Annotated in this window: 28 protein-coding genes; 21 read left to right on the plus strand and 7 right to left on the minus strand. The window is 48.1% G+C overall.

The features are described from left to right. Positions 1 to 232: 232 nt before the first annotated feature. From LG219_RS04235 to LG219_RS04245, 3 genes are all read right to left on the minus strand, one after another. Positions 233 to 1,927, minus strand: a complete 1,695-nt coding sequence (locus LG219_RS04235) for a putative 2-aminoethylphosphonate ABC transporter permease subunit (RefSeq protein WP_226763297.1) — start codon at positions 1,925 to 1,927, stop codon at positions 233 to 235. Beyond that, on the minus strand, positions 1,924 to 3,024 hold the full coding sequence (locus tag LG219_RS04240) for a putative 2-aminoethylphosphonate ABC transporter ATP-binding protein (RefSeq protein WP_226763298.1): 1,101 nt from the start codon (positions 3,022 to 3,024) through the stop codon (positions 1,924 to 1,926). The genes LG219_RS04235 and LG219_RS04240 overlap by 4 nt, the downstream gene beginning before the upstream one ends. A 258-nt stretch (positions 3,025 to 3,282) precedes the next feature. Next, positions 3,283 to 4,302: a putative 2-aminoethylphosphonate ABC transporter substrate-binding protein gene (locus LG219_RS04245; protein ID WP_226763299.1), complete on the minus strand. Its 1,020-nt coding sequence runs from the start codon at positions 4,300 to 4,302 to the stop codon at positions 3,283 to 3,285. A gap of 200 nt (positions 4,303 to 4,502) precedes the next feature. Here LG219_RS04245 and LG219_RS04250 point away from each other — a divergent pair, with 200 nt between their 5' ends. The 3 genes from LG219_RS04250 (at position 4,503) to LG219_RS04260 (ending at position 7,065) form a co-directional block, all read left to right on the plus strand. Beyond that, positions 4,503 to 4,970 (plus strand): RrF2 family transcriptional regulator, encoded by a 468-nt coding sequence (locus tag LG219_RS04250; protein ID WP_226763300.1) that lies wholly within the window; start codon positions 4,503 to 4,505, stop codon positions 4,968 to 4,970. A gap of 8 nt (positions 4,971 to 4,978) precedes the next feature. Continuing rightward, on the plus strand, positions 4,979 to 5,671 hold the full coding sequence (locus tag LG219_RS04255; protein WP_226763301.1) for a DUF1345 domain-containing protein: 693 nt from the start codon (positions 4,979 to 4,981) through the stop codon (positions 5,669 to 5,671). 176 nt (positions 5,672 to 5,847) lie between these two features. Then, a complete protein-coding gene (locus LG219_RS04260; protein ID WP_226763302.1) occupies positions 5,848 to 7,065 on the plus strand; it encodes an HD-GYP domain-containing protein in 1,218 nt (405 codons plus the stop codon). A gap of 62 nt (positions 7,066 to 7,127) precedes the next feature. Here LG219_RS04260 and eco read toward each other — a convergent pair whose 3' ends face one another. The 3 genes from eco to LG219_RS04275 all read right to left on the minus strand — a co-directional run bounded on the left by eco (position 7,128) and on the right by LG219_RS04275 (position 9,631). Further along, positions 7,128 to 7,601, minus strand: coding sequence for a serine protease inhibitor ecotin (eco, locus tag LG219_RS04265; protein WP_226763303.1), 474 nt, complete (start codon positions 7,599 to 7,601; stop codon positions 7,128 to 7,130). A 156-nt stretch (positions 7,602 to 7,757) separates the two neighbouring features. Continuing rightward, positions 7,758 to 8,666, minus strand: coding sequence for a PP2C family protein-serine/threonine phosphatase (locus LG219_RS04270; RefSeq protein ID WP_226763304.1), 909 nt, complete (start codon positions 8,664 to 8,666; stop codon positions 7,758 to 7,760). Next, a complete protein-coding gene (locus LG219_RS04275; protein ID WP_226763305.1) occupies positions 8,663 to 9,631 on the minus strand; it encodes a serine/threonine protein kinase in 969 nt (322 codons plus the stop codon). The genes LG219_RS04270 and LG219_RS04275 overlap by 4 nt, the downstream gene beginning before the upstream one ends. Positions 9,632 to 9,806: 175 nt before the next feature. Here LG219_RS04275 and LG219_RS04280 point away from each other — a divergent pair, with 175 nt between their 5' ends. The 17 genes from LG219_RS04280 to LG219_RS04355 all read left to right on the plus strand — a co-directional run bounded on the left by LG219_RS04280 (position 9,807) and on the right by LG219_RS04355 (position 23,531). Continuing rightward, positions 9,807 to 10,661: a YicC/YloC family endoribonuclease gene (locus LG219_RS04280; RefSeq protein WP_250647183.1), complete on the plus strand. Its 855-nt coding sequence runs from the start codon at positions 9,807 to 9,809 to the stop codon at positions 10,659 to 10,661. Between the two features lie 193 nt (positions 10,662 to 10,854). Beyond that, positions 10,855 to 11,547 (plus strand): tyrosine-type recombinase/integrase, encoded by a 693-nt coding sequence (locus tag LG219_RS04285; RefSeq protein ID WP_226763307.1) that lies wholly within the window; start codon positions 10,855 to 10,857, stop codon positions 11,545 to 11,547. Between the two features lie 15 nt (positions 11,548 to 11,562). Beyond that, positions 11,563 to 12,129, plus strand: a complete 567-nt coding sequence (locus LG219_RS04290; protein ID WP_226763308.1) for a tyrosine-type recombinase/integrase — start codon at positions 11,563 to 11,565, stop codon at positions 12,127 to 12,129. A 96-nt stretch (positions 12,130 to 12,225) separates the two neighbouring features. Beyond that, positions 12,226 to 13,071, plus strand: coding sequence for a DUF6387 family protein (locus tag LG219_RS04295; RefSeq protein ID WP_226763309.1), 846 nt, complete (start codon positions 12,226 to 12,228; stop codon positions 13,069 to 13,071). 126 nt (positions 13,072 to 13,197) lie between these two features. After that, complete coding sequence (locus LG219_RS04300) at positions 13,198 to 13,488, plus strand: helix-turn-helix transcriptional regulator (protein WP_226763310.1); 291 nt, start codon at positions 13,198 to 13,200, stop codon at positions 13,486 to 13,488. Further along, positions 13,488 to 14,303 carry a phage antirepressor N-terminal domain-containing protein gene (locus LG219_RS04305; RefSeq protein WP_226763311.1) on the plus strand — a complete coding sequence of 272 codons (816 nt, stop codon included), beginning with the start codon at positions 13,488 to 13,490 and terminating at the stop codon, positions 14,301 to 14,303. Before LG219_RS04300 ends, LG219_RS04305 begins: the two co-directional genes overlap by 1 nt. After that, entirely contained in the window at positions 14,300 to 14,752 is a 453-nt protein-coding gene (locus LG219_RS04310) for a hypothetical protein (protein WP_226763312.1), read from the plus strand. Before LG219_RS04305 ends, LG219_RS04310 begins: the two co-directional genes overlap by 4 nt. After that, positions 14,745 to 14,987: a hypothetical protein gene (locus tag LG219_RS04315; RefSeq protein WP_226763313.1), complete on the plus strand. Its 243-nt coding sequence runs from the start codon at positions 14,745 to 14,747 to the stop codon at positions 14,985 to 14,987. Before LG219_RS04310 ends, LG219_RS04315 begins: the two co-directional genes overlap by 8 nt. A gap of 146 nt (positions 14,988 to 15,133) precedes the next feature. Continuing rightward, positions 15,134 to 15,439, plus strand: coding sequence for a hypothetical protein (locus tag LG219_RS04320; protein ID WP_221022246.1), 306 nt, complete (start codon positions 15,134 to 15,136; stop codon positions 15,437 to 15,439). Next, positions 15,432 to 16,526, plus strand: coding sequence for a toprim domain-containing protein (locus tag LG219_RS04325; RefSeq protein WP_226763314.1), 1,095 nt, complete (start codon positions 15,432 to 15,434; stop codon positions 16,524 to 16,526). Before LG219_RS04320 ends, LG219_RS04325 begins: the two co-directional genes overlap by 8 nt. Beyond that, positions 16,526 to 18,394, plus strand: a complete 1,869-nt coding sequence (locus LG219_RS04330) for a DUF927 domain-containing protein (protein ID WP_226763315.1) — start codon at positions 16,526 to 16,528, stop codon at positions 18,392 to 18,394. Before LG219_RS04325 ends, LG219_RS04330 begins: the two co-directional genes overlap by 1 nt. A 744-nt stretch (positions 18,395 to 19,138) precedes the next feature. After that, on the plus strand, positions 19,139 to 19,273 hold the full coding sequence (locus LG219_RS15385; RefSeq protein ID WP_255588046.1) for a hypothetical protein: 135 nt from the start codon (positions 19,139 to 19,141) through the stop codon (positions 19,271 to 19,273). Between the two features lie 58 nt (positions 19,274 to 19,331). Then, positions 19,332 to 19,988 carry a hypothetical protein gene (locus LG219_RS04335; protein ID WP_226763316.1) on the plus strand — a complete coding sequence of 219 codons (657 nt, stop codon included), beginning with the start codon at positions 19,332 to 19,334 and terminating at the stop codon, positions 19,986 to 19,988. Positions 19,989 to 20,005: 17 nt separating this feature from the next. Beyond that, complete coding sequence (locus tag LG219_RS04340) at positions 20,006 to 20,218, plus strand: hypothetical protein (RefSeq protein WP_226763317.1); 213 nt, start codon at positions 20,006 to 20,008, stop codon at positions 20,216 to 20,218. A 225-nt stretch (positions 20,219 to 20,443) separates the two neighbouring features. Continuing rightward, entirely contained in the window at positions 20,444 to 21,058 is a 615-nt protein-coding gene (gene gmk, locus LG219_RS04345) for a guanylate kinase (RefSeq protein ID WP_226763318.1), read from the plus strand. Between the two features lie 70 nt (positions 21,059 to 21,128). Beyond that, the gene (gene rpoZ / locus LG219_RS04350) at positions 21,129 to 21,338 is read left to right on the plus strand and encodes a DNA-directed RNA polymerase subunit omega (protein ID WP_173533297.1); all 210 of its coding nucleotides are present in this window, start codon (positions 21,129 to 21,131) and stop codon (positions 21,336 to 21,338) included. Between the two features lie 9 nt (positions 21,339 to 21,347). Continuing rightward, positions 21,348 to 23,531, plus strand: a complete 2,184-nt coding sequence (locus LG219_RS04355; RefSeq protein WP_226763319.1) for a RelA/SpoT family protein — start codon at positions 21,348 to 21,350, stop codon at positions 23,529 to 23,531. A gap of 64 nt (positions 23,532 to 23,595) precedes the next feature. Here LG219_RS04355 and LG219_RS04360 read toward each other — a convergent pair whose 3' ends face one another. Beyond that, positions 23,596 to 23,940, minus strand: a complete 345-nt coding sequence (locus LG219_RS04360) for a DUF4870 domain-containing protein (protein WP_226763320.1) — start codon at positions 23,938 to 23,940, stop codon at positions 23,596 to 23,598. 222 nt (positions 23,941 to 24,162) lie between these two features. Here LG219_RS04360 and thiS point away from each other — a divergent pair, with 222 nt between their 5' ends. After that, on the plus strand, positions 24,163 to 24,366 hold the full coding sequence (gene thiS / locus LG219_RS04365; RefSeq protein ID WP_226763321.1) for a sulfur carrier protein ThiS: 204 nt from the start codon (positions 24,163 to 24,165) through the stop codon (positions 24,364 to 24,366). The last annotated feature ends 78 nt before the right edge of the window (positions 24,367 to 24,444 follow it).

Genomic DNA, 24,444 nt, shown 5'->3' on the forward strand with positions numbered 1-24,444 from the left:
AGGGTGAAACTACGGCGTGCAGCTCAACACCCCCATCCCAGCCTTCCCCCATCAAGGGGGAAGGAGCTACAGTCCCGCGACTCAAACGACTGTGATTTAACGTATCAACATCAAATCTGAACAAAACCCAAAGGGTTTGCGCGCTGATCAGGTACCGTGCCACAGGCACTTAAAACCACGAATACCTAAGCCAAGCCAAACCGTTGCTACGCTGAGATTGAGCCCTGCCTCCTCATTCTTGTCGCCGCCAGCGTTGGCTGCGATGTTGTAAAAAATGACTGATCACTGCAAAAACAGCGCAGGCGGCGGCGGAGCTGATGACGATTAATGTCGCCATCGCTGCTGAAGCGGCGGTATCGCCAGCGTCGTCCATATTGAGCACCGCCACCGAGGCCAGCATGGTGTCGGAGGTGTAAATAAACACCACTGCCGAGACGGTGGTCATGGTGGCAATAAAGAAATAACGCGCAATTTCTAGGGCTGCTGGTAGGCAAATCGGCAGCGTCACTCGCCAAGCGGTGATCCAAAACGGCACTTTGAGCGAGGCGGCGACCAATTCAAACTCTGCGTCCAGTTGCTTGAGTGCGGTGACGGCAGTGAGATGCGCGGTGGTGTAAAAATGCGCGATCGAGCACAGCACCAAGATCGACATCGTGCCGTAGAGCGCATGGAGCGGATTGCTCGGATGATTAAAAAAGAACACATAACCCAAACCCAGCACCAACCCTGGTACTGCCATCGGCAGCATGGCTAATAAATGCAAGATGGGTCGCCAGCCACGGCAAGTGGCGACTTTTTCGGTGAGCCACGCGCCGGTAAACACCAAAATCGAGCCAAATAGTGCGGTATACGCCGACATTTTTAAGCTATTGCTAAACGCGCTCCAGCCACCACCGTCCATATCGTCAAAATTAAAATGCTGTAAAGACAGTTGCATTTGATACGGCCATTGCTTAATCAGCGCCGCCGCGATGGCGGTGCCAAGGATCAGTAGCAAGGCGCCGCTGACGACGAGGCAAAACAATAAAGCGCAGCGATCTAGCCATGGGGTGGCCTTGATATGCAGCGTTTGCGCTCGCGCCGTGAGTAGCGCTTGCTGCTTTTTTTGTGCGTAATGATCCAGCACAAAAGACAAGACCGCCGGCACCAAGAGCAGCAAACCAATGACTGCGCCGCGCGAGAAGTTTTGCTGACCGATCACTTGCTTATACGCTTCAAGCGCCAGCACATTAAACGAGCCGCCGATGACTTTGGCCACGCCAAAATCAGTCATCACCAAGGTAAACACCACCACTGCCGACGACAGCACGCCGTAGCGAACGCTAGGCAAAGTGACGCTGAACCATTGCCGGCAGCGGCCTGCGCCGAGCGCGCTCGCCGCTTCGTATAAGCGGCCATCGGCAACGCGCAAAGCGGTAAGTAAAATCATCATTGCGTGCGGAAAAGTAAAAAACACTTGGCCGATCACAATCCCCCAAAAGCCATAAATACTGCCGTCAGGAAACCACGACTTCAGCAAACCTTGATTGCCAAATAAATACACCAGCGCAATCCCCGGTAGCAGCGACGGTGCTAATAGCGGAATCAAGGCCAACATTCGCAGCACGCCTTTGGCCGGCATGGCCGAGCGGGTGAGCGCGGCGGCGTATAAATACGCCAGTGGAATCACAATCAGCGTGCTCATTAGCGCTAATTTGACGCTATTGAATAAGCTTTGCAGCAAGCTGGGCGAATCGAGTACCGCTTCAATACTGCCCCAGCCCCATTGCTGAGTTTTAGGATCAAACAAAGCTTGGCTTAAAATCGCCAATAAGGGCCCAGCTAAAATCAGTAGCAAAATCAGCACAATGCCGCCAGCAATCAGCGTGGCCCAGTATTCATTGCGCCAGCGCGCGTGCGGTGCTTCGAGGGTGAGGGTTGGGTTCATGCGCTCACCTCGGGCAAAAAGCAGCGCAGCTTGTCGGCAGGCAAATAAATCGGAATCAGTTGCTGCTCGGCAAGGCGCAATTGCGCCATTTCGCGATGGCTAATAATGACTTCGAGCTCAATGCCATCCCAATCATTGACCAACAGCCGCAGTCGGTAAACGCTGCCTAACAGCTCAAGCTGCAGTAACTTTCCTAAACCCACTTGCGGATCATTGCGCCATTGCGGCAATAGCTCAATGTCTTCTGGGCGAATAAACACATCGTAGTGTTGGCCTTGCACCAAAGCATTGGCGCGATGCGTGGCCAGCGTGTGCCGACCTAATTGCACCTGATGCGGGCTGACCGCAAGGGTGTTGAGCCAGTTGCAATGGCCGACAAAGCTGGCGACAAAACGGCTAGCAGGGTGTTGATAGATTTCAGCTGGCGTGCCAATTTGCTCGATGACGCCGTGATTCATCACGACGATCCGGTCGGCCATGGTGAGCGCTTCTTCCTGGTCGTGCGTCACCATGATGGTGGTGATGCCCAGTTGCTGCTGCAGCGCTTTGATTTCGCCGCGTAAATGCGTGCGAACTTGTGCGTCGAGCGCCGAGAGCGGCTCGTCAAGTAACAGTAAATTCGGTGAGGTAGCCAAAGCGCGCGCCAGCGCAACGCGTTGTTGTTGGCCACCAGAAATTTGTGACGGATACTGTTCGGCCAAAGCCGAAAGGCCGATTAAATTGAGTAATTCGCTGACGCGGCGTTGCTGATCTTCAGAGCGACCTTTGAGGCCATAGGCGATATTGCGTGCGATCGTGAGATTGGGAAACAGTGCATACGATTGAAACACAATGCCGTAATCGCGTTGATTGGGGGCGGCGTGGGTGATATCGCGGCCCGCTTGAGCGATTAGCCCGCGATCACACGATTCAAGCCCGGCAATGATGCGCAGCAAAGTGGTTTTGCCGCAGCCAGACGGCCCCAATAAGCAAACAAATTCGCCTTTATTCACGGCCAGCGAGATATCGCGCAAAGCGCTAAATGCGCCAAAATTTTTATTCACGCCATGAATGGTCAATTCAGCGTGCTGGGTGGCGATGGCGGGTGCTCGGTTCATACGAAGTCCTTACGGTGGCTGGCCTTTCATGCAGTAGACCCAAAACAATGCTGCCCTACACTTGCTGGTACAGGATGTTGTTGCGCGGTGGCGCGGGTTAAATGATTTGTAGGGGTATCTCCATGTATCTCATATTTCAAATGAGATACATGGAGATACCTATGCAATTTGCTGGTGTTCATACTGAGGTTGATGCCGTGCCGCAGGCACTTAAAACCATCAACACTCAATCGGAACACCTGCCGCCAAGCTACTGGCTTACTTTTTCGGCTCTGATTTGCTGTCGTAGCGCTTGGTCCACTCGGCGAGGGTTTTGTCGCGCATGGCGGCCGAAACGCGTAGGTCTTGTTTGATCAAGCGTTGTTCGTAGTCAGCAGGAATATGCGCATTCGGTTTGGCAATACCTGGCATGGCGACGATGGCGAAGTTCTTTTCATACAGCTCGTTGGCCGATTTTGATGCTGACCAATCGGCGAGTTTTTTTGCCGCATCGAGGTTTTTAGTGCCTTTCATAATTGCGGTGGCTTCCAAATCCCAGCCTAGGCCTTCTTTTGGAAACACCAAATCAATCGGCGCGCCGCCTTCTTTGATTTTGGCCGCGCGGTATTCAAATGAAATACCGATGGGGAATTCGCCGGCAGCGGCTTGCTTGCAAGGTTTTGAGCCGGAGTGGGTGTATTGCGCGATGTTATCGTGCAATTTATCCATATACGCCCAGCCTTCTTTTTCGCCCATCATTTGCAACCATGCGCTCACGTCAAAATAACCGGTGCCACTTGAAGCGGGATTGGGCATAACGATTTTATTTTTGTATTCAGGCTTGGTCAGGTCTTTCCAGCTTTCGGGTTTTTTAATGCCTTGTTTGGCCGCCTCAACGGTGTTAAAGCAAATCGCCGCGCCCCATACATCCATGCCTACCCAAGCTGGTGGCGTGCGATCATCCACGTAGGCTTTACTGAGTAGCTCTACGCCTTTAGGCGCGTAAGGTTGTAGCATGCCGTCTTTTTCAAAAATCAATAATGACGATGCGGCTAGGCCCATCACCACATCGGCTTGTGGATTGGCTTTTTCAGCGAGTAATTTTGCGGTAATAATGCCGGTAGAGTCGCGCACCCATTTGATTTTGATGTCTGGATTTTCGGCTTCAAATTTGGTCTGATACGCTTTGAGCTGATCGGCTTCCAGCGCGGTATATACCGTCAGAGTGGTTTCAGCTAAAGCCAGTGGTGCCGTCAAGAGTAGCGACAGAGCGAGCGACAGCGAGGTGAGGGTTTTCATTGCACAAGCCTTATTGCGTGGGTTTAAAGTGGCGCTATTATGCTCAGCGCAACGTGACAAACCGATTACATCTAGATGAATTTTTTGTGCGTGTGGCATTGCGGGCAAATCCAATTGATTGTTGCTGGCGCTTGATCTTTCGCTCGGCAAATGGCCGATTCTGTGTATTATGGATTCTCAATTTTTCGCAAGGAGGCGTAATGCGTCTGAATGTATTTACCGACTATTGCTTACGCACGTTGATTTATGTGGCGGTACAAAATGGGGGAATTGTGACGCGAAGCGAAATCGCCAACGCTTACGGTATTTCGGATAATCATTTGATGAAAGTGGTGAATTTTTTATCTCGGCATGGTTTTTTAGAAACCTTGCGCGGTAAGGGCGGCGGCATGCGTTTGGCCGTGCCCGCAGAGCAAATCATCGTTGGGCGCTTGGTGCGTTTAAGTGAGGCCGATAGTCCGATGGTGGAATGCTTTGATCATGCGCATTCGATGTGTAGCATTGATGGCATTTGCCGTTTGCGCGGCGTTTTAAGTGAGGCCCTTGAGGCTTTTTATTCGGTACTAGATGGCTATTGTTTGGCGCAATTGGTGCTCAATCCAGTTGAGCTTAATGCGGTATTTCATGTGGCCTTGCCTGAGCGGCATCGTCCAAGCGAAAAGGCATAGGTAAATCCATGGCGTGTGAAAACGATATAGCCAAGCCGCAGGGGCAATTTGCGCTGCTGCGACATTTATTTGTTGCGCGCCCTCGGCTGATGTTTTCGGTGATCGCAGGGGTGATGATGTTTTTTGCGTTGTCGGCTGATTTTTCGCTGCTGATGCGCTTTTTGTTGGCTTGGAATACCTGTTCGTGGCTGTATTTGATTAGCCTATCGATTTTAATGTTTCGCGCGCCGGGCAAACACATTCGGGCGGTGGCTAAAGTGCAAGACGAAAACGCTAAGCAAGTGCTGGCCTTTGTCTGTTTGGCGGCAGTGGCCAGTTTGGTGGCGATTGTTTTGGGTTTAGCGCTGGATAATCAGCTTAAGGCGTGGTTTAAGTATGCGCCATTACTCTTGGCATTTATGACCGTGGCGGGCTCTTGGTTATTAGTGCCGACGTCATTTGCGATTCACTACGCTCATTTATATTACCAACACCAAGGACGAAGCCCTTTATTGCTGTTTGCTGAGCAGCCTGCTGAACCCACTTATCCCGATTTTCTGTATTTTTCTTTTACCATCGCCGTGGCTTCGCAAACCGCCGATGTCGGGGTTGGCAGTGGCGCAATGCGCCGTTTGGTTTTATTGCAATCTATTCTCTCTTTTGTTTTCAATATGGTGATCTTGGGCTTGTCGGTCAATATTGGTGCCAGTTTGCTGGTATAGCGGTATTCCGTCCGTATTTTGGGGTGGGAAATGCCGGATTTTGGGCAAAATTGCCTTCAAATCCCAACTATTCATAGATAAATTCTGAGTGTGCGTCAGCTTGCTATAGGGTTTGTTTTCGTGCTACTTGCATCAGTCTGTACTAGCATGAATCAATCTTAGCCAGTGCGATTCCCATGATAAAAAAAATTCCCGCTGAATACATCAAACCGGGCATGTATATCCATGATTTAAACGTGGATTGGATGAATCATCCTTTTGTGCGTAACCGTTTTGTGATTCAAACCGATGAAGAAATCGCCATAATTACCGCCACTGGCGTGCGTGAAATTTATATTGATACCGCTCGTGGCCTCGATTTGGCCGATGCGCCGACATTAGAAGAAGTCAACGCCGAATTAGATGCCGATTTATTACGCATTGCCGAAGCGCCACCGATGATTGTTAAAGTTTCATACGCCGAAGAATTAGGTCGGGCGCATAGAATCCACCAGCAAGCGACCAATGCGGTAAAAACCGTCATGCGTGATGTGCGTATGGGCCAAGCCATTCAAATGGATGATGTGGCCAATGTGGTGGGGGATATTACTGAATCGGTATTAAGAAATAGCGGTGCTTTAGTCGGTTTATTGGCGATTAAAAATAAAGATGAATACACTTTTTTGCATTCGGTCAGTGTTTGCACCTTAATGGTGACTTTTGCTCAATCATTGGGAATGGATCGCAATTTAATTCGTTTGGCTGGTATTGGTGGCTTATTGCATGACACCGGAAAAATGAAAGTTCCGAATGAAATCTTAAATAAACCTGGGCGTTTAACTGAAGCCGAATTTGATATTATGCGCAGTCATCCCGAGGAAGGATGGAATATTTTGCGGCAAATTGATGATATGGAAGCGATTCCGCTGGAGATTACTTTGCATCATCATGAGCGCATGGATGGTACCGGTTATCCACATAAACTACCGGGCAATCAAATTAGCCAAATGGCGCAAATGGCCGCCGTGGTGGATGTGTATGACGCCATTACGTCTGACCGCTGTTATCACGTTGGAATGCCGGCAACAGAAGGATTAAGAAAACTTTGGGAATGGAGTAAATTTCATTTTAATCCTGAATTGGTACAAGCGTTTATGCGTACCATTGGCATTTATCCTGTTGGCTCTTTGGTGCGATTAGAATCAGGGCGTTTGGGAATTGTCATTGAGCAAAATGAAGGCAGCTTATTGCAGCCAAAATTAAAAGTTATTTTTAGTAGCAAAGCCAATACGTATATTACGCCGACCATTATTGACTTATCTAAATCAATGGGCCAAGGTGGCGCAGATAAAATAATGGGCCATGAAGATCCCGCCAAATGGCAGATCAACATCGCCCGTTTCTTATTGCCTTAAACCCGCCATCTATGGATGGATTGTTTAAGGCAATGCTTGGATTGTGATTGGCTTAAATTTGATTATTTATCCATGGCCGTTTGCGTTTTTTCTTTTGCCGAGAAGATTCTGTAGCGTAATTCGATGCCTTCTGGCACATAAACGACTACCGGTAGTTTGGCATTATAGCGATAGAGTTTTTCTGAATACACGGCCACAAAAGCTGATTTTTTAGCTTCTTGCGGATTGCAAGCCATCATTGTGCTAATGCCACTTTTTACTTCTGGCAACACCCAATAATTGTAACCCCAGCCTTGTACAGTTTCTTCTTTTAGCTCACCGGCTAAACGAGTTTGATTGCAATCGACTTCCATCATTTTACCTGCCAATAATTGCACACGATAAAGCTCTGGGTTTTTAACTTTAGGCAATTGAATGACTTTACGCACAAAACCAGCTTCTGCCGCTGGAAATGCTTGCATTGGATCTGGGGTGGCCGCAAAAGCGCCAGCACAAGTGATTGCACTCAAGGCAAGAATGGCATGCTGAAGTTTCATGATAATGTTCCTGTAGTTGTTTTTTACTCGAAATAAACTGATTGAAAAGATCGGTTTAAACTGCGGCTTTCGAGATGACAAAATTTTAACTATCATAAGGAATCTATTGGCTGAAAAGTAGCAACTATTCACAGTTAATCCATGAAGTGCATCACTTTATTTTGAGTATTTATTAATCGCCGCTTGGATTTCTGCAATGGCTTTTTCAATATCATCTTCGCTAATTTCTGGCGCAGTCATAAAGCTTTGCTCATCAATATGCGTACTAATGGTATTGATGTCTAGATTTTGAGTAGAAACAAACGCCTCGGTATCGCCAAACTCATGATTGTCATGCCAGTTAATTGCCAGCGCGGTGAGATTATCGCTGTTGGGTCCACCACGTAATTCAGCGCGATCCATCAGTTGTGGTACCGAAAATAACACGGGAAATGAAGACAGAAAATGATTAATTTCCTCGGCGCTTAACGAACCCCAAAAGCCATCAGTGCATAATAAAATCGCATCGCTATCATTGAGACTCATTTTGCTGCCAATTTCTATTTCAGGTAATAAACTACCGCCTAGACAATTGTAGATTTTGTTTTTTTCTGGATGGTGTAACGCTTCTTCTTCAGTAATGATGCCAGCATCGACTAATTTTCTGACTTTAGAATGATCTCTGGTTTGAGCAATCGTTTGGCCATTACGAATTAGATAAAAACGCGAGTCGCCAACATGCGCCCAATACACCATGCCATCTTGAATAATACAGGCGACAAGGGTTGTTCGCGGCACTTCAATCAGGTGGTGAGTAATGGCGTAGTTATAAATGGCATCATGGCAGCGCAATAAAGCATCATGCAAAAAATCATTCGGATGATGAATAATTGGCGCAGCTTTTTTTTGAAATTGATCGCTGAGTAATTCAACGGTGATTTGCGCGGCCACTTCACCGTGTAAATGGCCGCCCATGCCATCGGCGACGACTAATAATAAGGCATCACGGCTATATGAATAGCCATAACGATCTTGATTGTATTGGCGGCCACCTTTGCGGCTTTCTTGGAAAACGGTAAATTTCATGTTTGATCTCCGCGTTTGGGGCGAATCAATTCAGTCCATTTTCGCTTGATCATATGAATAAGGCTGCCTTTTTTACGCGGCACTGAGCCCGGTTCAAGCAGTAATTTTTGGATTTGCAATACGCTTTGTGGGCGTTTTTCATGATCAATTTCAAGACATTGATGAATCAGTGTTAATAACTCAGGCGAATATCGATCGCCATAGGCGTGCTCTAAACGTTGCACTTTATCGTCTTTTTCTCGGCCATCTGCCGCCTGAGGCGCAGTCCCTGCGATGCAGGCAAACATCGATGCACCAATGCCATAAATATCAGTCCAAGGGCCCAATTGTTCTTTTTTGCGATATTGCTCAGGCGCAGCAAAGCCGGGGGTATACATTGGCGTCAGTCGAGATTGCTCAGCAGTGAGCGATTGGCGCGCCGAGCCAAAATCGAGTAAAACCGGTGAGCCATCTTTACGAATATAAATATTGGCCGGTTTAATATCTAAGTGCAGTAATTTATTTAAATGAACTTCACGTAAACCATTGAGTAAATTAAAAAATACACTGCGAATGAGTTTTTCATCAACGCCTTCGCGTTCATGATTAATTTGAATTTCTTTTTGTAAAGTCCGGCCGCGCTCATATTCCATCACCATATACACGGTGTCATTGGCGCGGAAAAAATTCAGCACGCGAACAATATTGGGGTGCTGAATTCGGGCAAGTGTTTTGCCTTCTTCAAAAAAGCATTTCAAGCCATGTCGAAACAGTGCAATGTGTTCTTCGCTGACAGCCTGTACCGCAACACCTTCTTTGCGTAGTGCCAAAGAATTGGGTAAGTATTCTTTGATTGCGACGGGGTAGTCGTGTTCATCGTGAGCCAAATAAACAATGCTAAAGCCCCCCGCAGATAAAAGCTTGGCGATGGTGTAGTTCTGTAATTGGTATCCGCGTGCGAGCGGTTGATTGCTTGGGGTGGCCATGCTTAGTTTTGGTTATACTCTGAGTGAATAGTCTAGGGCCTGTTGATATTTGGTTTTTTGCCGCAGCTTACGCAATTTCGCGGTGAATCAAGCGTCAATAGTCCATTAGTGTCAGCCCTACTGCCGTAAGTGTAAAGCGGCGCGTATTAAAGAAGGAAGTAATATGATTTATAGCATGACTGGATACGCAAGTGCCCAAAGAGAATTATCGCATGGTGTTCTGTCGGTTGAATTACGCGCCGTCAATCATCGCTTTTTAGATCTAAGCCTAAGATTGCCTGAGGAATTTCGTGCTTTAGAAGGAGCCATTCGCGAGAAGCTCAGCGGGCGTCTTAATCGTGGCAAATTAGAATGTCGTTTGAATTTTAATGTTCGCGAAGCGGCCAACACGCAGTTGCGCTTAAACAACGCTTTAGTTGCAGAATTGCTGCGTTTGGCCGATCAAGTCAAAGAGCATCAAGCCAGTGCCGGTGATTTACGCATGGCTGATATTTTACGCTGGCCCGGTGTCATTGAATCGGATGCATTACCGACGGAACTCTTGCAAACGACTGCGCTTGAAGTGCTGGATGTGGCTTTGGCTGATTTCTTAGCCAGTCGCGCACGCGAAGGCACAAAATTAGCGGCGATTTTATTAGAACGCGTTGAGGCGATGGATGCCTTGATTGCTGGCGTAAAACCATTATTGCCACAAATTATCAGTGACTACGAAGCCAAGCTGACGTTACGCTTCGTTGAGGCTATCGGCTGTGGCGACGACGACCGAGTTCGCCAAGAAATGGTGATCTTTGCGCAAAAAGTGGACATTCTGGAAGAAATTGATCGTCTGCAAACGCATATCGCCGAATTGCGCCGAATTTTGCAAAAAGGCGGCAATGCCGGTAAGCGTTTGGACTTCTTGATGCAAGAGCTTAACCGTGAAGCAAATACTTTAGGTTCGAAATCGGTCTCTGTTGAAACCACCAAAGTGGCGATGGAACTGAAAGTCTTGATCGAGCAAATGCGTGAACAAGTGCAGAACATTGAGTAGTGTTTTTTGATGTGTCATGACAGAGCATTTTTCCCCTCTAAGCCCAGCAAATGCTGGGTTTTTTGTTTCTTGACGTGTCACGCCATGCGGCGTAATCTCACGTTTAGCTTGTACCCAAACATGTACCCAAAGCCAATTTTGGGTACAAGCTTTGGGTACAAGGTGTTTTCATACAGGGGTGGGGTATAGGGTTATGACTAAGTTTACGGATGTTGGGATTAAGGCGCTGATTACGGGCGATATTCGCTTTGAAGGACGTGCTGACTCGATTGTTGCCGGCTTAGTTTTGAGTTTTAGAAAGAATGACAAAGTGCCGCGTTGGTTGTTTCGATATTCCTTTGCTGGGACACCGCGAAAAATGGTCATCGGTAACTATGGGAATATGAGTTTGTCGGAAGCTAGAGCTCGGGCGCGTGAGTTGGCCGCGCGCGTGCAGCTTGGCTATGACGTACAAGGTGAAAAAGCCGCACGTATTGTCGAGGCTGTCGCGGCCATTGAGGCCGAACGCGCTTCGATTACGGTCAATGAGCTGGCTGAGGAATATTTAAACCGTGAAATCATCGGGCGCGTTAAACATCCAAATATCCCGATCAATCAATATGAAAAAAATATCCGGCCACTTATCGGCGCATTAAAAATCGAGGCGGTCACGTCTTTGCATGTGGATGACATTCTTGAAGCCGTCCGCAAACGTGGAGCGCCCAGTATTGCGAATAAAGCATTGCGGATGCTGCAAAACATATTCGATTACGCCATACGTCGTCGCATGATCGCAGTGAATCCTGCCGCGGCATTTCGCACGAAAGACGCTGGTGGTGAAATGGAAGCCAGAGATCGTGCATTGTCGCGTACCGAGTTGGCCTTGTTGTTTGCCGCCATGAAGTAGGCCAAAGGCTTTAGTGTGCAAAACGAAATCACCATTAAGCTACTGCTGGTGCTGTGCTGCCGCAAGATGGAGCTGTGTGCGGCGCAATGGGATGAGTTTGATTTGGATGCGGCAATTTGGCACATGCGCGACGATGTGAAAACAGGGAAGGGCTTAGATGTGCCTTTGCCGCCGTGTGCTGTGGAATGGCTGCGCGAGTTGAAGCGCCTATCTGGTGCTAGTCCGTATATTTTGCCGGCAAGAAAAATGCAGCACCGTGGATTACCGCATATTTGCGAAGGAACAATCGGCACAGCCATGGGCAAGCTCAAACCACACATGCCTGATGTGGAGGCATTTACCGTGCATGATCTACGCCGCACTGCGCGTACTCAATTGGCTGCGCTGGGCGTGGACGTAATCACTGCTGAGCGATGCTTGAATCACAAAATCAAAGGCGTACACGGCACGTATGATCGGCATGATTACTTTGACGAACGCAAAGACGCGCTAATTAAGTGGGCGGACTTAATGCGAGAGCTGGAGCAGGGCGGGAATGACAAAGTGGTGAATCTAAAAGACAAAAAGCGTAAAGCCGCTTAATCGAGTTTGCCGCGCCTATCTCGACGGAGAGAAAACGGGTAGCCCTTACCCGCTGGCGCGGTAATCAATCATAGGGATTACGCCGAGGGAGCGTGAATGCTATCTGAAGAAACAAAAAAGCAATTTTCTTGGCTAAATAATGATGCATACGATGCCATAACAGCAAATTTTACCCTTGAAAATTGGCTCAGTGAATTTCAATATCGCTCAGATTGGTGGATCTCGTGGAGGATTCCGGATCAGTTTGCTTCTGATGAGGAGCGGGAACGTATTCTTTCTAGAAGAATTGAGTTTCTAACGTCCTATTGTGAGCGAATGAAACTTAAGGAAGAGGGAGTGAACGCACAGCTATACGAATATGATTACTCGCCAGTTCAAAGTCTTACTGCGGATAGTTTGGCGACTCATGCTGGAGATTTATTTTTTTCAGCCGAGGTTGCCGCTCTTGAAATTGATGCGTATGACTTTCTAGCGGGAGCGGGGAGCCGGTCAAAACTGGATGCATTGACAAATCGTCCGGTGCATTTAATTGGAATAGACCGCTTTGAAGATGTGGCAGAGGCTATCGGTAGCGAGGTTTTGGCTCGCATTAATCTTCTTGCTTCTGATGAGCTAATTATCAAAGGGTTGCGTCAGTGGCTAAAACAAGTTAGAGCCGAATTAGCTTTTCAAGATATTGGCGAAGAAAGTTTTGGAGATGGTGATATCAAACGTTGGCGAGATCTTCGTGTATTGCAATATATTGACATTACGTTGTTTGATAAACTGGTTAACAAAACAAAAAAAACACAATTAAAACAACATCAATCTGGGGAAATTTTATTTCCTCACGCAGACTTTAGCCCTGGGGAACGAATTCGTAAGACTGTAAAACCCGAGGCTGAGAGAATGTTAAATAGTCATGTGTTGGCATGTTTAGAGGGGCAAATTTCATACGCATGAGAACAATGTACCGGTATGGATTTAACGAAAAATCATACCGGTATGATTGGCCGTATTTTGCTTGACTTCAATTCCAATTAGACAGCTTTTATATTTGCGTCATTCCAACCAAAGGAGTGACGCAACATGCCACAACGCACCACCTCACAAACAGTTCTCAAGCCCGATTCTCGCGGCAAATCCATTCCGATAAGCAAGGTGCAAGCGCCAATGCTGACAGCGTATGGCGCATTACCAGCAACGGGCTTTATCCGTCAGCGTGAATTACTTGAAATCATCCCGTTTTCAGCATCAACACTGTGGCGGCGCGTTCGTATGGCTACGTTCCCTGCGCCGACCAAGCTATCTGAGCGCGTGACCGCGTGGCAGTGTGAGGCCGTGCGCCAGTGGCTTGATGAGCAAGGGGGGGCGCAGTAATGAAAAAAGCCGCCTCACTGAATCAACAGCAAGACGGCCTTGGGGCTCGGGCAAGAGCTGGTGCAGATATTAAGCCTGCGCCAAAACCAAAGCAACAGCGTCAGAAAACCACCATTACGCAAAGTCACCTTATCCCGTTCGCACTGGGCGGCATTGAGGCGTTTTCTTGCGGTGACGAATTGCGGGTTTCAGTTCGCCATTTGTGTGAAGCGTTTGGGATTGATTCAAGAACCCAGCGTCGTAAGATGGCGAACAATCCACGTTGGACGTGGGGTCATATGACCTCACACGATACAGCAGGCCGACCACAAGAGATGGTAACTTTGCCACTTGAACAAGTGCCCGCCTTCCTCAATTCAATCAACAGCAACAAAGTGAAGCCAGAAGTACGGCAAGCCTTGCTGACGTACCAAGACGAATGCACCAAAGCGCTGTTTTCGTACTGGACAACAGGCAAGGCCGAGCAACAAACCGCCGCCGCACAGATGGCGTTTCAAGTTGCTGACACGCTGGCGGTATTTAAAGCTGAATACGCCAACATGTATGGCAAGGTCGCTGGTGCTGACCCCGACCCGCGCATGTATGGACAGATTCAAGCAGTACTGAACAAGGCGGTGTTTGGTGTTTCCAAGCTGCCCGACTTGCCGCGCAAGGATTTACCTAAAACAGCATTAGAGCGCCTCAAGGCCGCAGCGCACATTCTGCGGAAAACGTTTTACCGTGGGGAATCCCTCAAGGTTGCCGCCGCGCAAGTCAGAGCTGCTTTCCCTGAGCCAGTGCTGGTGATTGAAATCAATGTGGAGCTTGCCGCATGAACCCGATTGCACAGCAAAAAGTACTTGCCAGCCAGCACGCAGGTCTTGATAATGGCGGCGCTGCCTCACTTGAGGCGGTCGAGATTGGCGTCTCGAATCACAAAGCGGGTACACCGCTGCAAAGCGGTATTTTTATGCCCGTTCACACCACAGTTGCACCTTCAATGGTGGGGCGTGGTGGGGGCTACTTCGGTAGCGTCGGTTTCTTTGTGGCCGATACGCCAACCTCGCTACGTTCCTACCTCCTTCGATTGGCGTCGAAAGGTAGGAATTCACCCTCACACAAAGGTGCATTCACCATGCCGAAACTCGCCCGTACCTTCCTAACGTATTCCCTTGTAGCCATTATCACGCTTGCCGTAGAGCGTAATACCCCTATTGCCGTAATCGCCTTATCCATTGCTGCGCTGGTGCTGCTGCAAGTGATCGGAGGGCGTGACCATGCGTAAACCCATCGACTTAGAGCAATTCATTCCCGTCACAGATACCGCTGCCGCTGCGCTGCTTGGCGAAGCCGCCACGACCTCAGAATGCACGCTGGAAGTGTGTCTACGCTGCGCCCTACATTTACTCGAACTAAATCAGCAAGACCCCGAATCCCGTTATAACGGCCTGATGGCGCTAGATTATCTGGGGGCAGTGGTTGAGGCCGTCAACGGTAAGAGGGTGAATCACCATGTGTAAACCGAGCCGAAACTCAGGGATTCAACAGACCGCGTTCGCCAGTCGTCGCGCCGCGTCTTTGCTGCTGATGCGGAGCTATACCCGCGACACGCGCCCCAAGCCCCCCAAGCCCAAAAAAAACCGCTAAGCCATAGGAAATCCATCAAATGACTACGACCAATATTCTGGGCGGCGGCGCTGCTCAAACTCAAAACCACGCAGCACTGATTGAGAACCTAATGAAACAGCCATTTGACCTTGCTACGCTAGTGCCGGTGAGTGCCGACCTAGAAGCTGCAACCGTTCGTGTTATGTCGTGCGGTGAATTGTTAAGCTTGGTACTTGAGCTGCTGAATGAAGGCATTGCCAAGCAGCAACTTGAAACCCATTGCCAGCTTGCGACGCATTACCTATCACTGGTCGTACAGGCCAGCAAGGCCGTGGCGGCTACTGGGGAGCGCAACCATGCGTAAATCATTCAGCGAGCAAGTTAAAGCGGCTGCTGCGGGGCGTTGGCCGGAGACTTTGCAAAGCATGGCTATCCCTGCCAAGTCCCTAGACGGTAAAAATCATCCTTGCCCAGCGTGCGGCGGCGATGATCGCTTTCAATTTACCGCGCGCGGTGCTGGTGCTGACTATGGACGCTTTGCTTGCCGTGGCATGGATTCGGGCGGTGGTGATGGTTTCGCCTTGGTGATGCACGTTTTCAACCTGAGTTTCCCTGAGGCGGTGATAGCCGTTGGGCGAGTGCTGGGTATGGATCAGCAGCATAACGCGTGTACCACTTTTACTTTGCCGGAATTACCCAAACATAAGCCAACAGAAACCCAACTTAAAACCCAATTCAAAACCCAAGACCGCACGGCGCAACGACAAGCGTTGTTTGATTCGGGTGTGGCGCTCAGCTCAAGCAATATGGCGGGGCTTTATTTGTTGAATCGTGGCCTAGCTGGGCGCTATTTACCGACTCAGGCCGATAGCCCATTACGACACATTGCTGCGCTGGACTATTGGCATGAATCAAACGGTAGCAGCAAAAGATTAAAAACCACACCGGCATTGATTGCCAAAATCCAAAAGCCAAACGGCGCGTTAGCAGGGCTGCACCGCATTTACCTTGAACCCAAAGGGCATAAGTTGGTGCTGCACGATGAAACGGGCAAGGCATTAGCCAGCAAAAAGCTACAGCTTGCCCATGATGGCGCTCTCAGTGGCGCGGCGTGTCGCTTGCACCCGATTGGCGATGATGGCCGCTTGGCGCTGACTGAGGGTATAGAAACCGCCTTGGCGGTGCATCAGCTCACAGGGCTGGCGGTGTGGTCGTGCATTAATGTGGCAATGCTTAAAACCGTGGTGCTGCCGGATAGCGTGCGCGAGGTAGTGATTTACGGCGACAACGATTTACCCGACCACAAGGGCAAGAATGCAGGCAAAGAAGCCGCGTACATCTTGGCGGCACGGCTGGTGGGCGAAGGCCGTACGGTGAAAGTCATGCTACCGCCAGAAGCGGGTACGGATTGGCTGGATGTGCTGAATGATGACAATGCGGCGGTGGCGTGATGAAAAACGAAATTGAAGCCATTCAAGCCAGCGAGTCGCCACAAACCCAAACTAAAACCCAACAGAAACCCAGCGCGGCGGAGTTAGCGAGCCCTGATAGCGTTGTGCAATTTGTGTTGCCCAGCAAAGCTGAATTAGTTGGTGAAGTCAGGCCATTCTATGATTTTCAGCGCGGTGAGCTGGTGCATGTTGGGGTCAAACACGATAAAGATGGCACAGCGCATACCGCAGCTGTACGCCTTTGCCGTGAGTTCGACATCATTGGGCAAGGCGTTGATACCTACGGCGACCATTACCGCCTGTTGAGTTGGGAAGATTGCATTACCGGAGCCGAGCAGGTTATCGCCCTACCTAGTAGCCAAATTGGCGAGCGTGAGGGCTGGCAATTGCTCAATAGCAAAGGCTTGGCAGTAACCAGTAAACGCGCCGATAAAGACTTGTTAGCTGATTATTTGCATAACCACGGTAGCAAAGAGCGCTACACAATAGCGAATCAAAGTGGCTGGCAACAAGGCGCGTTTGTACTACCGACCGGCGAAGTGATTGGTGAGCCCGATAGCCGCTTATTTTATCCTGCGGCGGCAACGTATCGGCCGGCATTTACACCCAAAGTTACCAGTCAAGCATGGCGCGACACCGTGGGCGCATTAGTTAAAGATAACCCACTGCCCATGACGGCGGTAGCGTGCGCGCTGGCTGGTGCTGTGTTGGAGTTGATCGGGGCGCGTGATGGGATTGGCCTGCATTTACATACCGAAACATCGAGCGGTAAATCTACTTGTGGCGATGTGGCGGCGAGCATTTGGGGTAATCCGGCCAAGCTGGTGCAATCGTGGGATGGTACGGGGGTTGGTTTAACGAATTCTGCTGAATTTGCCAATAGCATGATGCTGTACTTGGATGAAATCGGCGCGGGGGATGCCCGCAAGATGGGCAGCATCATTTACACCATGCTCAACGGCGTATCTCGTACCCAAGGCCGCAAAGACGGCGGCAACCGCGCCAAGCGAACTTGGCTAATGACCTTGGTTTCGACGGGTGAAATTCCAATGAGCCAATTTCTGAATGAAGGCGGTCATGCTGTGCGCGGCGGGCAAGAAATACGGATGCTGGATATTCCGGCTGATACTGGGCAATTCAAAGCATTTGACTGCATTCATGGCCGCAAAGATGGTGGTGAATTTGCCATTGAATTAACCGAAGCGGCGCGAATGCATTACGGCACGCTTGGCCGTGAATTTGTGGCGTGGCTGATTGCTAATAAGGGCGCAGTAAACCTGCGGATTAAATCGGCGGAAACTCGCATGTTGGCCGTCTTGCCGCCTCAAGCCGCGCCTACTGTGCGCCGTGCGACCCGCAAGTTTGCCATACTCGCTGCGGCGCTAGAAATGGCCGCTGATGCCGGACTAACCGGATGGACGTGCGAGGAGTCATTTAAGGCTGTGGGTGTGACGTGGCAGCGCTGGCTTGCAGTGTTTGGTCTGGCGAGCCGTGATGATGAAAGGCTGATCGAGCAGGCGAACGGAATATTGGCCGCAAATCAGTTTGCACGGTTTGTATCGCTACCAATGACCGACAAAGAGCCAAATACAATAAACATGATGGGCTACAAGCGGATTCATGCTGGAGAAGATATTTTTTATGTTTTACCCCACGCATTTAAGGATGAAATCATTAAAGGCTATGAGCTAAAGAAAGCCATAAAGGTCTTGCATGAGGCGGGAATGCTGGAAAGACCCACAGGCCGCGATGCTTGGACAACGACTATCGGTAAAAGCATGGGTAATGGCTACAAAATGAGGTTACGGCCTTGCGAAGATAACGTAAACGAGGTCAGCAGTAATGTGGCTATACACGCGATAAAATAACCGAAAACTCCGAAACCCCGAAAATATAACTCTTTAAACCTTATTATTGATTGGATTTACTTGTTTTCGGTGGGTTTTCGTTTTGATCTAAGTTTTCGTTTTGTCGATGAGCGAAGTTTTGGTTAACCAAAGGCCACCGAAAGTTTATGCAATTTCCGAAAATAACCGAAAACTTAAGATGCCAGTATTTATGCTGGGTAGCTGGCGGTGTTTTCGGGATTTCGGTGTTTTCGGGGCTTTCGCATTATTATAAAGAGATCAGAAATTGTAATGCTGTATGGATGTATATTTGTTTAATTGGGAACGAATGAGGATTGTTCTGCTTTAGTGAAAATGAACATCCAGTTGGTGAGTTGCTGGTGCTGTAAAGGAGATATTCTTTGGAGTGGTCGAAGCAATGACAAAAAAGCGTAGTTATTGCTAAGCTTACTTTGATTATTTGGTGTGTAACAAATACTTGTAACAGTGACTGTAATGAGCATTGTTACAGCTACAAGCCGCATTCCTTAAGGGATTTGTACTGTAACAGAGGCATTGACTGTAACAGATAATACGGATTTTCTCTGTCTTTCAAACTACCTTTTGTTACAAGTAAGCAATAAAAAATCATCATCCCAGTAAATTGCTTTTTGCTGTGGGTTACTTCATACCAGATGTGGTCTGATGAATTATGCATTTTAAGAAAAACTCGACATTCGATTAAAATAGCTTGAATTTGAGAGCAAAAATTATAGGGGTGACTCAATGATGAACAAGGAACAAATCCGCAAGAAACTTAACGCGCAAACGCCAGAAATGAAAAAAAAGCTACTTGAAATGATCGTACAAGAACTTCTCCTTCGCCAAACTAAGCGAGCAAAAACAGCTATTTCACGTTAAACAGCAAAAACTTGTTACGCAGCGCTACTGACCACATTTATTTGCCAATCATGAGAGGATGAAATGGCGCACAATTCAATCTCTTATTGCATGGGCATACCACCGTCAAGGCATTACCGCCTATTCGCGCTGGATGAGTCATAATCCGACAGGCCAAGGAAGAAATCCTGATGAAGTGGCGGCGCATGTTATCGACACTATTAACGTTCTACCCCCTCACCAAGCAGCCCTTATTCGTGCAGCCTTTACAGGGAGGCCGATACACATTGATAAGTTAGCTGAAACAATCCCAGAGCTAATGCCTTGCAAGCATGATGGTTGTATTGCGCTGCCATTTGAATATCGACAGAATTGCGTGTTGCAATGGACTGGTGCAATTCAACAAATCAACTTTAGAGCCGCAGGCAAAACCTATTGGCCGAATCATAGTCACATGAAAGCTGCGCGATTGTACTGGCGATTACGTGATAATTTGCTAGACCCTTGGTTGAGCGAAGCATTGGCAACACTAGCGGTGAATCATCAATCCTTGATCGAAATGCAGCCAGCCCAGCCCAGCAAGCCAAAATATAAAAGTACCTCAAATCAATTATCGAGAGCGCAAATAAAGCTAATCTCAGTTCTGGCAGCTAAAGAAATCAGCAATGAAGTAATTGCTAAAATAATTGCTTTAATTCCAGATTTGGTGAGTAACGAAAAATCGGGTAAACAGTAAAACGAAGGAATTGCATAATGGTTGGCAGCTCAAAATTAGAAGAGTTATTAACGCAGCAAGAACTTGAGTCGCTGAACGGCGTATATTTTGCTGAGCTAGATGAACGTCCCTATCTCACATTTGAAGGGGTACGCGAAGCAAGCCGCGAACGAATGAGAAAGCGAAGGCGAGAGGCTATTGAAAAGTATGAAAGTGAAAGGCTACAAGATTTGCCAACAAGCATAGAATAATCGCCCATGGTGGTTTTTTTGTTGGCGCGAGATATTTGCAATTAAGCTAAAATTAACCTCGAATACTGGGTGTCGCGCCGTGGGTTGTACCCAAGCTTGTACCCAGTGATAAATATGCATTTACAGAGCCTAGCTAGAATGCGGGTTTGAGTGTGATACTTAGCAATCAAGTGCATATCGAATAAACTATTGCGACTTGTTTGCAGCTGGTAAAGGATTTAAAAAATGGTCAAAGGCAATTTACTGGTGGTGACTGCACCATCAGGTGCAGGAAAAACGACCTTGGTGGCGGCTTTGCTCGCTGCTGATAGTCAAGTTCAACTCTCGATTTCGTTTACCACTCGCCCGCCACGAGACGGTGAAATTAATGGTAAAGACTATCACTTTGTCGATCGCGCTGAATTTGAGCGAATGATTGCGGCGGGTGAGTTACTAGAATTTGCCGAGGTGTATGGCAATTATTACGGTACATCGCAGTTGTGGATTAATGAAGTCATGGCCAATGGCCGAGATATTTTGTTAGAAATCGATTGTCAGGGCGCCGAGCAAGTGCGTCGTTTATTTCCTGCAGCCATCGGCATCTTTATTTTGCCACCGTGCTTAGCCACCTTGGAAAATCGACTGCGTGGTCGTGGCAAAGACAGTGATGAAGTGATTGCGCGCCGTTTGGCGGTGGCCAAAGAAGAGGTCAATCACGTTGATGAATTTGATTTTGTGATTGTGAATGAGCATATCGATGATGCGGTTCGTGACATGATTGCCGTAGTACGTGCACAACGATTGACCTTAGCGCGCCAGTCTGAGCGCCATACCGCCTTGATTTCAAGCTTAAAAGGCTAATTTTCGCAGTAAGTGATATAATACGCGGTTTCGCCCATCCACGGGCTAGCCGCACTCGGAGATAAACCCTATGGCACGTGTAACTATTGAAGATTGCCTTGATCGCATTCCTAATCGTTTTGATCTGACTTTGGCGGCTGCATTTCGTGCGCGTCAAATCGAAAACGGTTCAACCCCGCAAGTAGAAAACAACGGCCGTGAAAAACCAACCGTGTTGGCATTGCGCGAAATGTCAGCCGGTTTGGTCGGTGTTGATATTCTGACTCGTACTCGTTCTTAATTGTAAACGATGCAGAATCTCTCTATCACTTCAGCGGATGTCCCGGCGTTAATTGATGCACCGGAAGTGATTGAGGAGGCAGGCCGATTTTTAAATGAAAAAACGGCTTACCTCAAAAATGAAGACCGAGAGATGTTGTTCTCGGCTTTTTTGTTTGCCGAGGCGGCGCATCGCGGTCAGATGCGTCAGTCTGGTGAACCTTATATTTCGCATCCCTTAGCCGTAGCTGGCATTCTTACTTTGTGGAAATTGGACGCGCAGGCTTTAGCCGCAGCCCTGTTGCACGATGTGATGGAAGACAGTGGCGTAACTAAGCTGGAATTGACTGAGCGTTACGGCAAAGCCGTTGCCGAGCTTGTTGATGGCATGAGCAAGATCGACAAGTTGGAATTTCAAAGCAAAGAAGAAGCTCAAGCCGAGAATTTCCGTAAAATGCTCTTGGCCATGGCGCGTGATTTGCGCGTGATGCTGATTAAGCTGGCGGATCGTTTGCATAATATGCGTACGATGGATTCGATGCGGGCGGATAAGCAAAAACGCATTGCGCGCGAAACGATGGAAATTTACGCGCCGATTGCCAATCGCATTGGTTTGAATGCGGTTTATCAAGAACTTGATGATTTAGCGTTTAAATACATTCATCCGCGGCGATATTATGTTTTATCCAAAGCATTAAAAGCAGCTCGTGGCAATCGCCGTGAAGTGCTACAAAAAATCCTCGATTCAATTCAAAATAAATTACAAGCCCAGCAAATTGACGCGGTGGTGACAGGTCGAGAAAAAAACCTGTTTTCGATTTATCGCAAAATGCAAGAAAAGCATCTGAGCTTTTCTGAAGTTTTGGATATTTATGCGTTTCGAGTGATTGTTAAAGACGTTGCGCATTGCTATCTGACTTTAGGTGCTTTGCACGCGCTCTATAAGCCGATTCCGGGTAAGTTTAAAGATTACATCGCCATTGCTAAAACCAATGGTTATCAAAGTTTACACACCACATTATTTGGCCCTTACGGTACGCCGATTGAGGTGCAAATTCGCACCAGTGAAATGCATCGCATTGCCGATGCAGGCGTAGCGAGTCACTGGATGTATAAAAGCGGTGATGAAGGTTTTTCTGAAGTTCAACAAAAAACCCATCAATGGCTGCAGTCTTTGCTTGAGCTGCAATCTGAAAGTGGCGATGCGGTTGAGTTTCTTGAGCACATCAAAGTCGATTTATTCCCGGATCAAGTGTATGTATTTACCCCCAAAGGCACGATTTTAAGCCTGCCAAATGGCTCGACCTGCGTTGATTTTGCCTATGCCGTGCATACCGATATTGGCAACCGATGTATTGCTGCCAAGGTCAATCACGAGCTAGTGCCGTTGCGTAATAAGCTTAAAAATGGCGATCACGTCGAAATCGTAATGGCGGCACATGCCAAACCTAATCCAAGCTGGCTGGCGTTTGTCACCACCGGTAAAGCCCGCTCGCAAATTCGGCATTTCTTGCGCACCATGCGCTTTGATGAATCAGTGCATTTGGGTGAGCGACTGCTTAATCAAGCTTTTTCGGCCTTGCATCAGCCTTTGCAAGTCAGTGATGAAGTATGGGAGAAATACTTACGCGAAAGTGGTGAAAAATCGCGTGATTCGGTGCTGGCCGACGTGGGTTTGGGGCAAAAATTAGGTGTGGTGGTCGCCAAGCGCTTATTGCAATTAGCGGGTACTTGGTCGGAAGACGGTCGCCAAGGCAAAAAACCAATGTCGGTGTCGATTCGTGGCACCGAAGGCATGGCGATTCAATTTGCGCGCTGTTGCAATCCAATTCCTGGCGATCCGATTTTAGGTTTTGTGAAAAAAGATCAAGGCTTGGTGGTGCATACGCATGATTGCCCACAAGTTTCTAAAGGCCGAATCGACGCGGATAAATTGATCGATGTCGATTGGGACCCTGAAGTGGCTCGGATGTTTGATGTGCCGGTGAAGGTCTTAGCAGAGAATGAGCGCGGGACTTTGGCGGCCTTGGCCGCTGCGATTGCCGATGCCGATATTTCGGCGGTGGCGATGGGCGATATGGTCGATTCACATGATCGTTATTTGAGTGTGCAATTTACTTTGCAAGTGAGTAATCGTTTGCACTTGGCGCGCGTACTCAAAAGCTTACGCAGTTTGCCGGTGGTCTATCGTTTGCAACGCGTTCGCGCACTGTAAATTACTGACATAAAAAAAGCATTCGATTTCAATCGAATGCTTTTTTTTGCGTCTGATACTTAATTTATTTTAATAAACGAATATTAAATGGCAGTCGATAGGGCTGAGCTTTGCTAGCATTGATTGCACCTAAAATACAAAAAATAAAATGGCAAACGGCTACGACCGGAAAAATTAAAAAACCAATTAAAACAAACGTCAATATCCCGCCTGCGGCGTAGCCGAGCAGGGTGGTGATTGACCAATTGAGTGCTTCTTTGGCTTGATCGGTCACTGCCGCATCGTCTTGTTTGACTAAATAAATAATCAATGACGGGATAAAACCAAAAAAGAAAGTGCCGAGCCAAATCAGCAGAATGATATTCTGGCTTTCGCGGCTAGGCGCTGGGATGATTTCGATTTCATTCATAAGAGCAAACCTTGTTTTCGCGTTTTGGGCGGTAAATTGAAGGGTTGAGCATACTATAAACTTACTAATTCTTGGCGACTTGGTCAAAATTCACAATCAAATAATGTCTTCGCTCACAGATGCTCATTTTTTAGCTGGATTGACTGCTAGAGCTGCGCGGCGTCAAAAATACACCCGATTAGCATGATAAACTGACAGCATCTTTGCATTTAAGGCTCAATTATGATTCAAGTTTCTATCAATGGAGAGGCAAAAACCTTTCCTGCTGTGCTGAGCATTACTGACTTAGTGCTGGCCTTAGATTTGCTGGGTAAGCGGATTGCGATTGAGCGCAATGGTGAGATTGTGGCTAAAAGCCAATACTCGGCAACTTGGCTGGCTGATGGCGACGTGCTTGAAATGGTTGTTGCTGTCGGTGGGGGTTGAGGTATTGCTCTGTAGGCTTTATTAAATAAGGCTGATAAGCCAATACATTTAAAAATATGGCAATGTTCAGATTTGGTG

Origin of the sequence: Deefgea salmonis (assembly GCF_020531905.1) — a bacterium.
Lineage (GTDB): Bacteria > Pseudomonadota > Gammaproteobacteria > Burkholderiales > Chitinibacteraceae > Deefgea > Deefgea salmonis.

Coding starts and splice junctions, on each gene's coding strand:
- LG219_RS04235 (WP_226763297.1), bottom strand. CDS start 1,927: ATGAACCCAACCCTCACCCTCGAAGCACCGCACGCGCGCTGGCGCAAT.
- LG219_RS04240 (WP_226763298.1), bottom strand. CDS start 3,024: ATGAACCGAGCACCCGCCATCGCCACCCAGCACGCTGAATTGACCATT.
- LG219_RS04245 (WP_226763299.1), bottom strand. CDS start 4,302: ATGAAAACCCTCACCTCGCTGTCGCTCGCTCTGTCGCTACTCTTGACG.
- LG219_RS04250 (WP_226763300.1), top strand. CDS start 4,503: ATGCGTCTGAATGTATTTACCGACTATTGCTTACGCACGTTGATTTAT.
- LG219_RS04255 (WP_226763301.1), top strand. CDS start 4,979: ATGGCGTGTGAAAACGATATAGCCAAGCCGCAGGGGCAATTTGCGCTG.
- LG219_RS04260 (WP_226763302.1), top strand. CDS start 5,848: ATGATAAAAAAAATTCCCGCTGAATACATCAAACCGGGCATGTATATC.
- eco (WP_226763303.1), bottom strand. CDS start 7,601: ATGAAACTTCAGCATGCCATTCTTGCCTTGAGTGCAATCACTTGTGCT.
- LG219_RS04270 (WP_226763304.1), bottom strand. CDS start 8,666: ATGAAATTTACCGTTTTCCAAGAAAGCCGCAAAGGTGGCCGCCAATAC.
- LG219_RS04275 (WP_226763305.1), bottom strand. CDS start 9,631: ATGGCCACCCCAAGCAATCAACCGCTCGCACGCGGATACCAATTACAG.
- LG219_RS04280 (WP_250647183.1), top strand. CDS start 9,807: ATGACTGGATACGCAAGTGCCCAAAGAGAATTATCGCATGGTGTTCTG.
- LG219_RS04285 (WP_226763307.1), top strand. CDS start 10,855: ATGACTAAGTTTACGGATGTTGGGATTAAGGCGCTGATTACGGGCGAT.
- LG219_RS04295 (WP_226763309.1), top strand. CDS start 12,226: ATGCTATCTGAAGAAACAAAAAAGCAATTTTCTTGGCTAAATAATGAT.
- LG219_RS04300 (WP_226763310.1), top strand. CDS start 13,198: ATGCCACAACGCACCACCTCACAAACAGTTCTCAAGCCCGATTCTCGC.
- LG219_RS04305 (WP_226763311.1), top strand. CDS start 13,488: ATGAAAAAAGCCGCCTCACTGAATCAACAGCAAGACGGCCTTGGGGCT.
- LG219_RS04310 (WP_226763312.1), top strand. CDS start 14,300: ATGAACCCGATTGCACAGCAAAAAGTACTTGCCAGCCAGCACGCAGGT.
- LG219_RS04315 (WP_226763313.1), top strand. CDS start 14,745: ATGCGTAAACCCATCGACTTAGAGCAATTCATTCCCGTCACAGATACC.
- LG219_RS04320 (WP_221022246.1), top strand. CDS start 15,134: ATGACTACGACCAATATTCTGGGCGGCGGCGCTGCTCAAACTCAAAAC.
- LG219_RS04325 (WP_226763314.1), top strand. CDS start 15,432: ATGCGTAAATCATTCAGCGAGCAAGTTAAAGCGGCTGCTGCGGGGCGT.
- LG219_RS04330 (WP_226763315.1), top strand. CDS start 16,526: ATGAAAAACGAAATTGAAGCCATTCAAGCCAGCGAGTCGCCACAAACC.
- LG219_RS15385 (WP_255588046.1), top strand. CDS start 19,139: ATGATGAACAAGGAACAAATCCGCAAGAAACTTAACGCGCAAACGCCA.
- LG219_RS04335 (WP_226763316.1), top strand. CDS start 19,332: ATGAAATGGCGCACAATTCAATCTCTTATTGCATGGGCATACCACCGT.
- LG219_RS04340 (WP_226763317.1), top strand. CDS start 20,006: ATGGTTGGCAGCTCAAAATTAGAAGAGTTATTAACGCAGCAAGAACTT.
- gmk (WP_226763318.1), top strand. CDS start 20,444: ATGGTCAAAGGCAATTTACTGGTGGTGACTGCACCATCAGGTGCAGGA.
- rpoZ (WP_173533297.1), top strand. CDS start 21,129: ATGGCACGTGTAACTATTGAAGATTGCCTTGATCGCATTCCTAATCGT.
- LG219_RS04355 (WP_226763319.1), top strand. CDS start 21,348: ATGCAGAATCTCTCTATCACTTCAGCGGATGTCCCGGCGTTAATTGAT.
- LG219_RS04360 (WP_226763320.1), bottom strand. CDS start 23,940: ATGAATGAAATCGAAATCATCCCAGCGCCTAGCCGCGAAAGCCAGAAT.
- thiS (WP_226763321.1), top strand. CDS start 24,163: ATGATTCAAGTTTCTATCAATGGAGAGGCAAAAACCTTTCCTGCTGTG.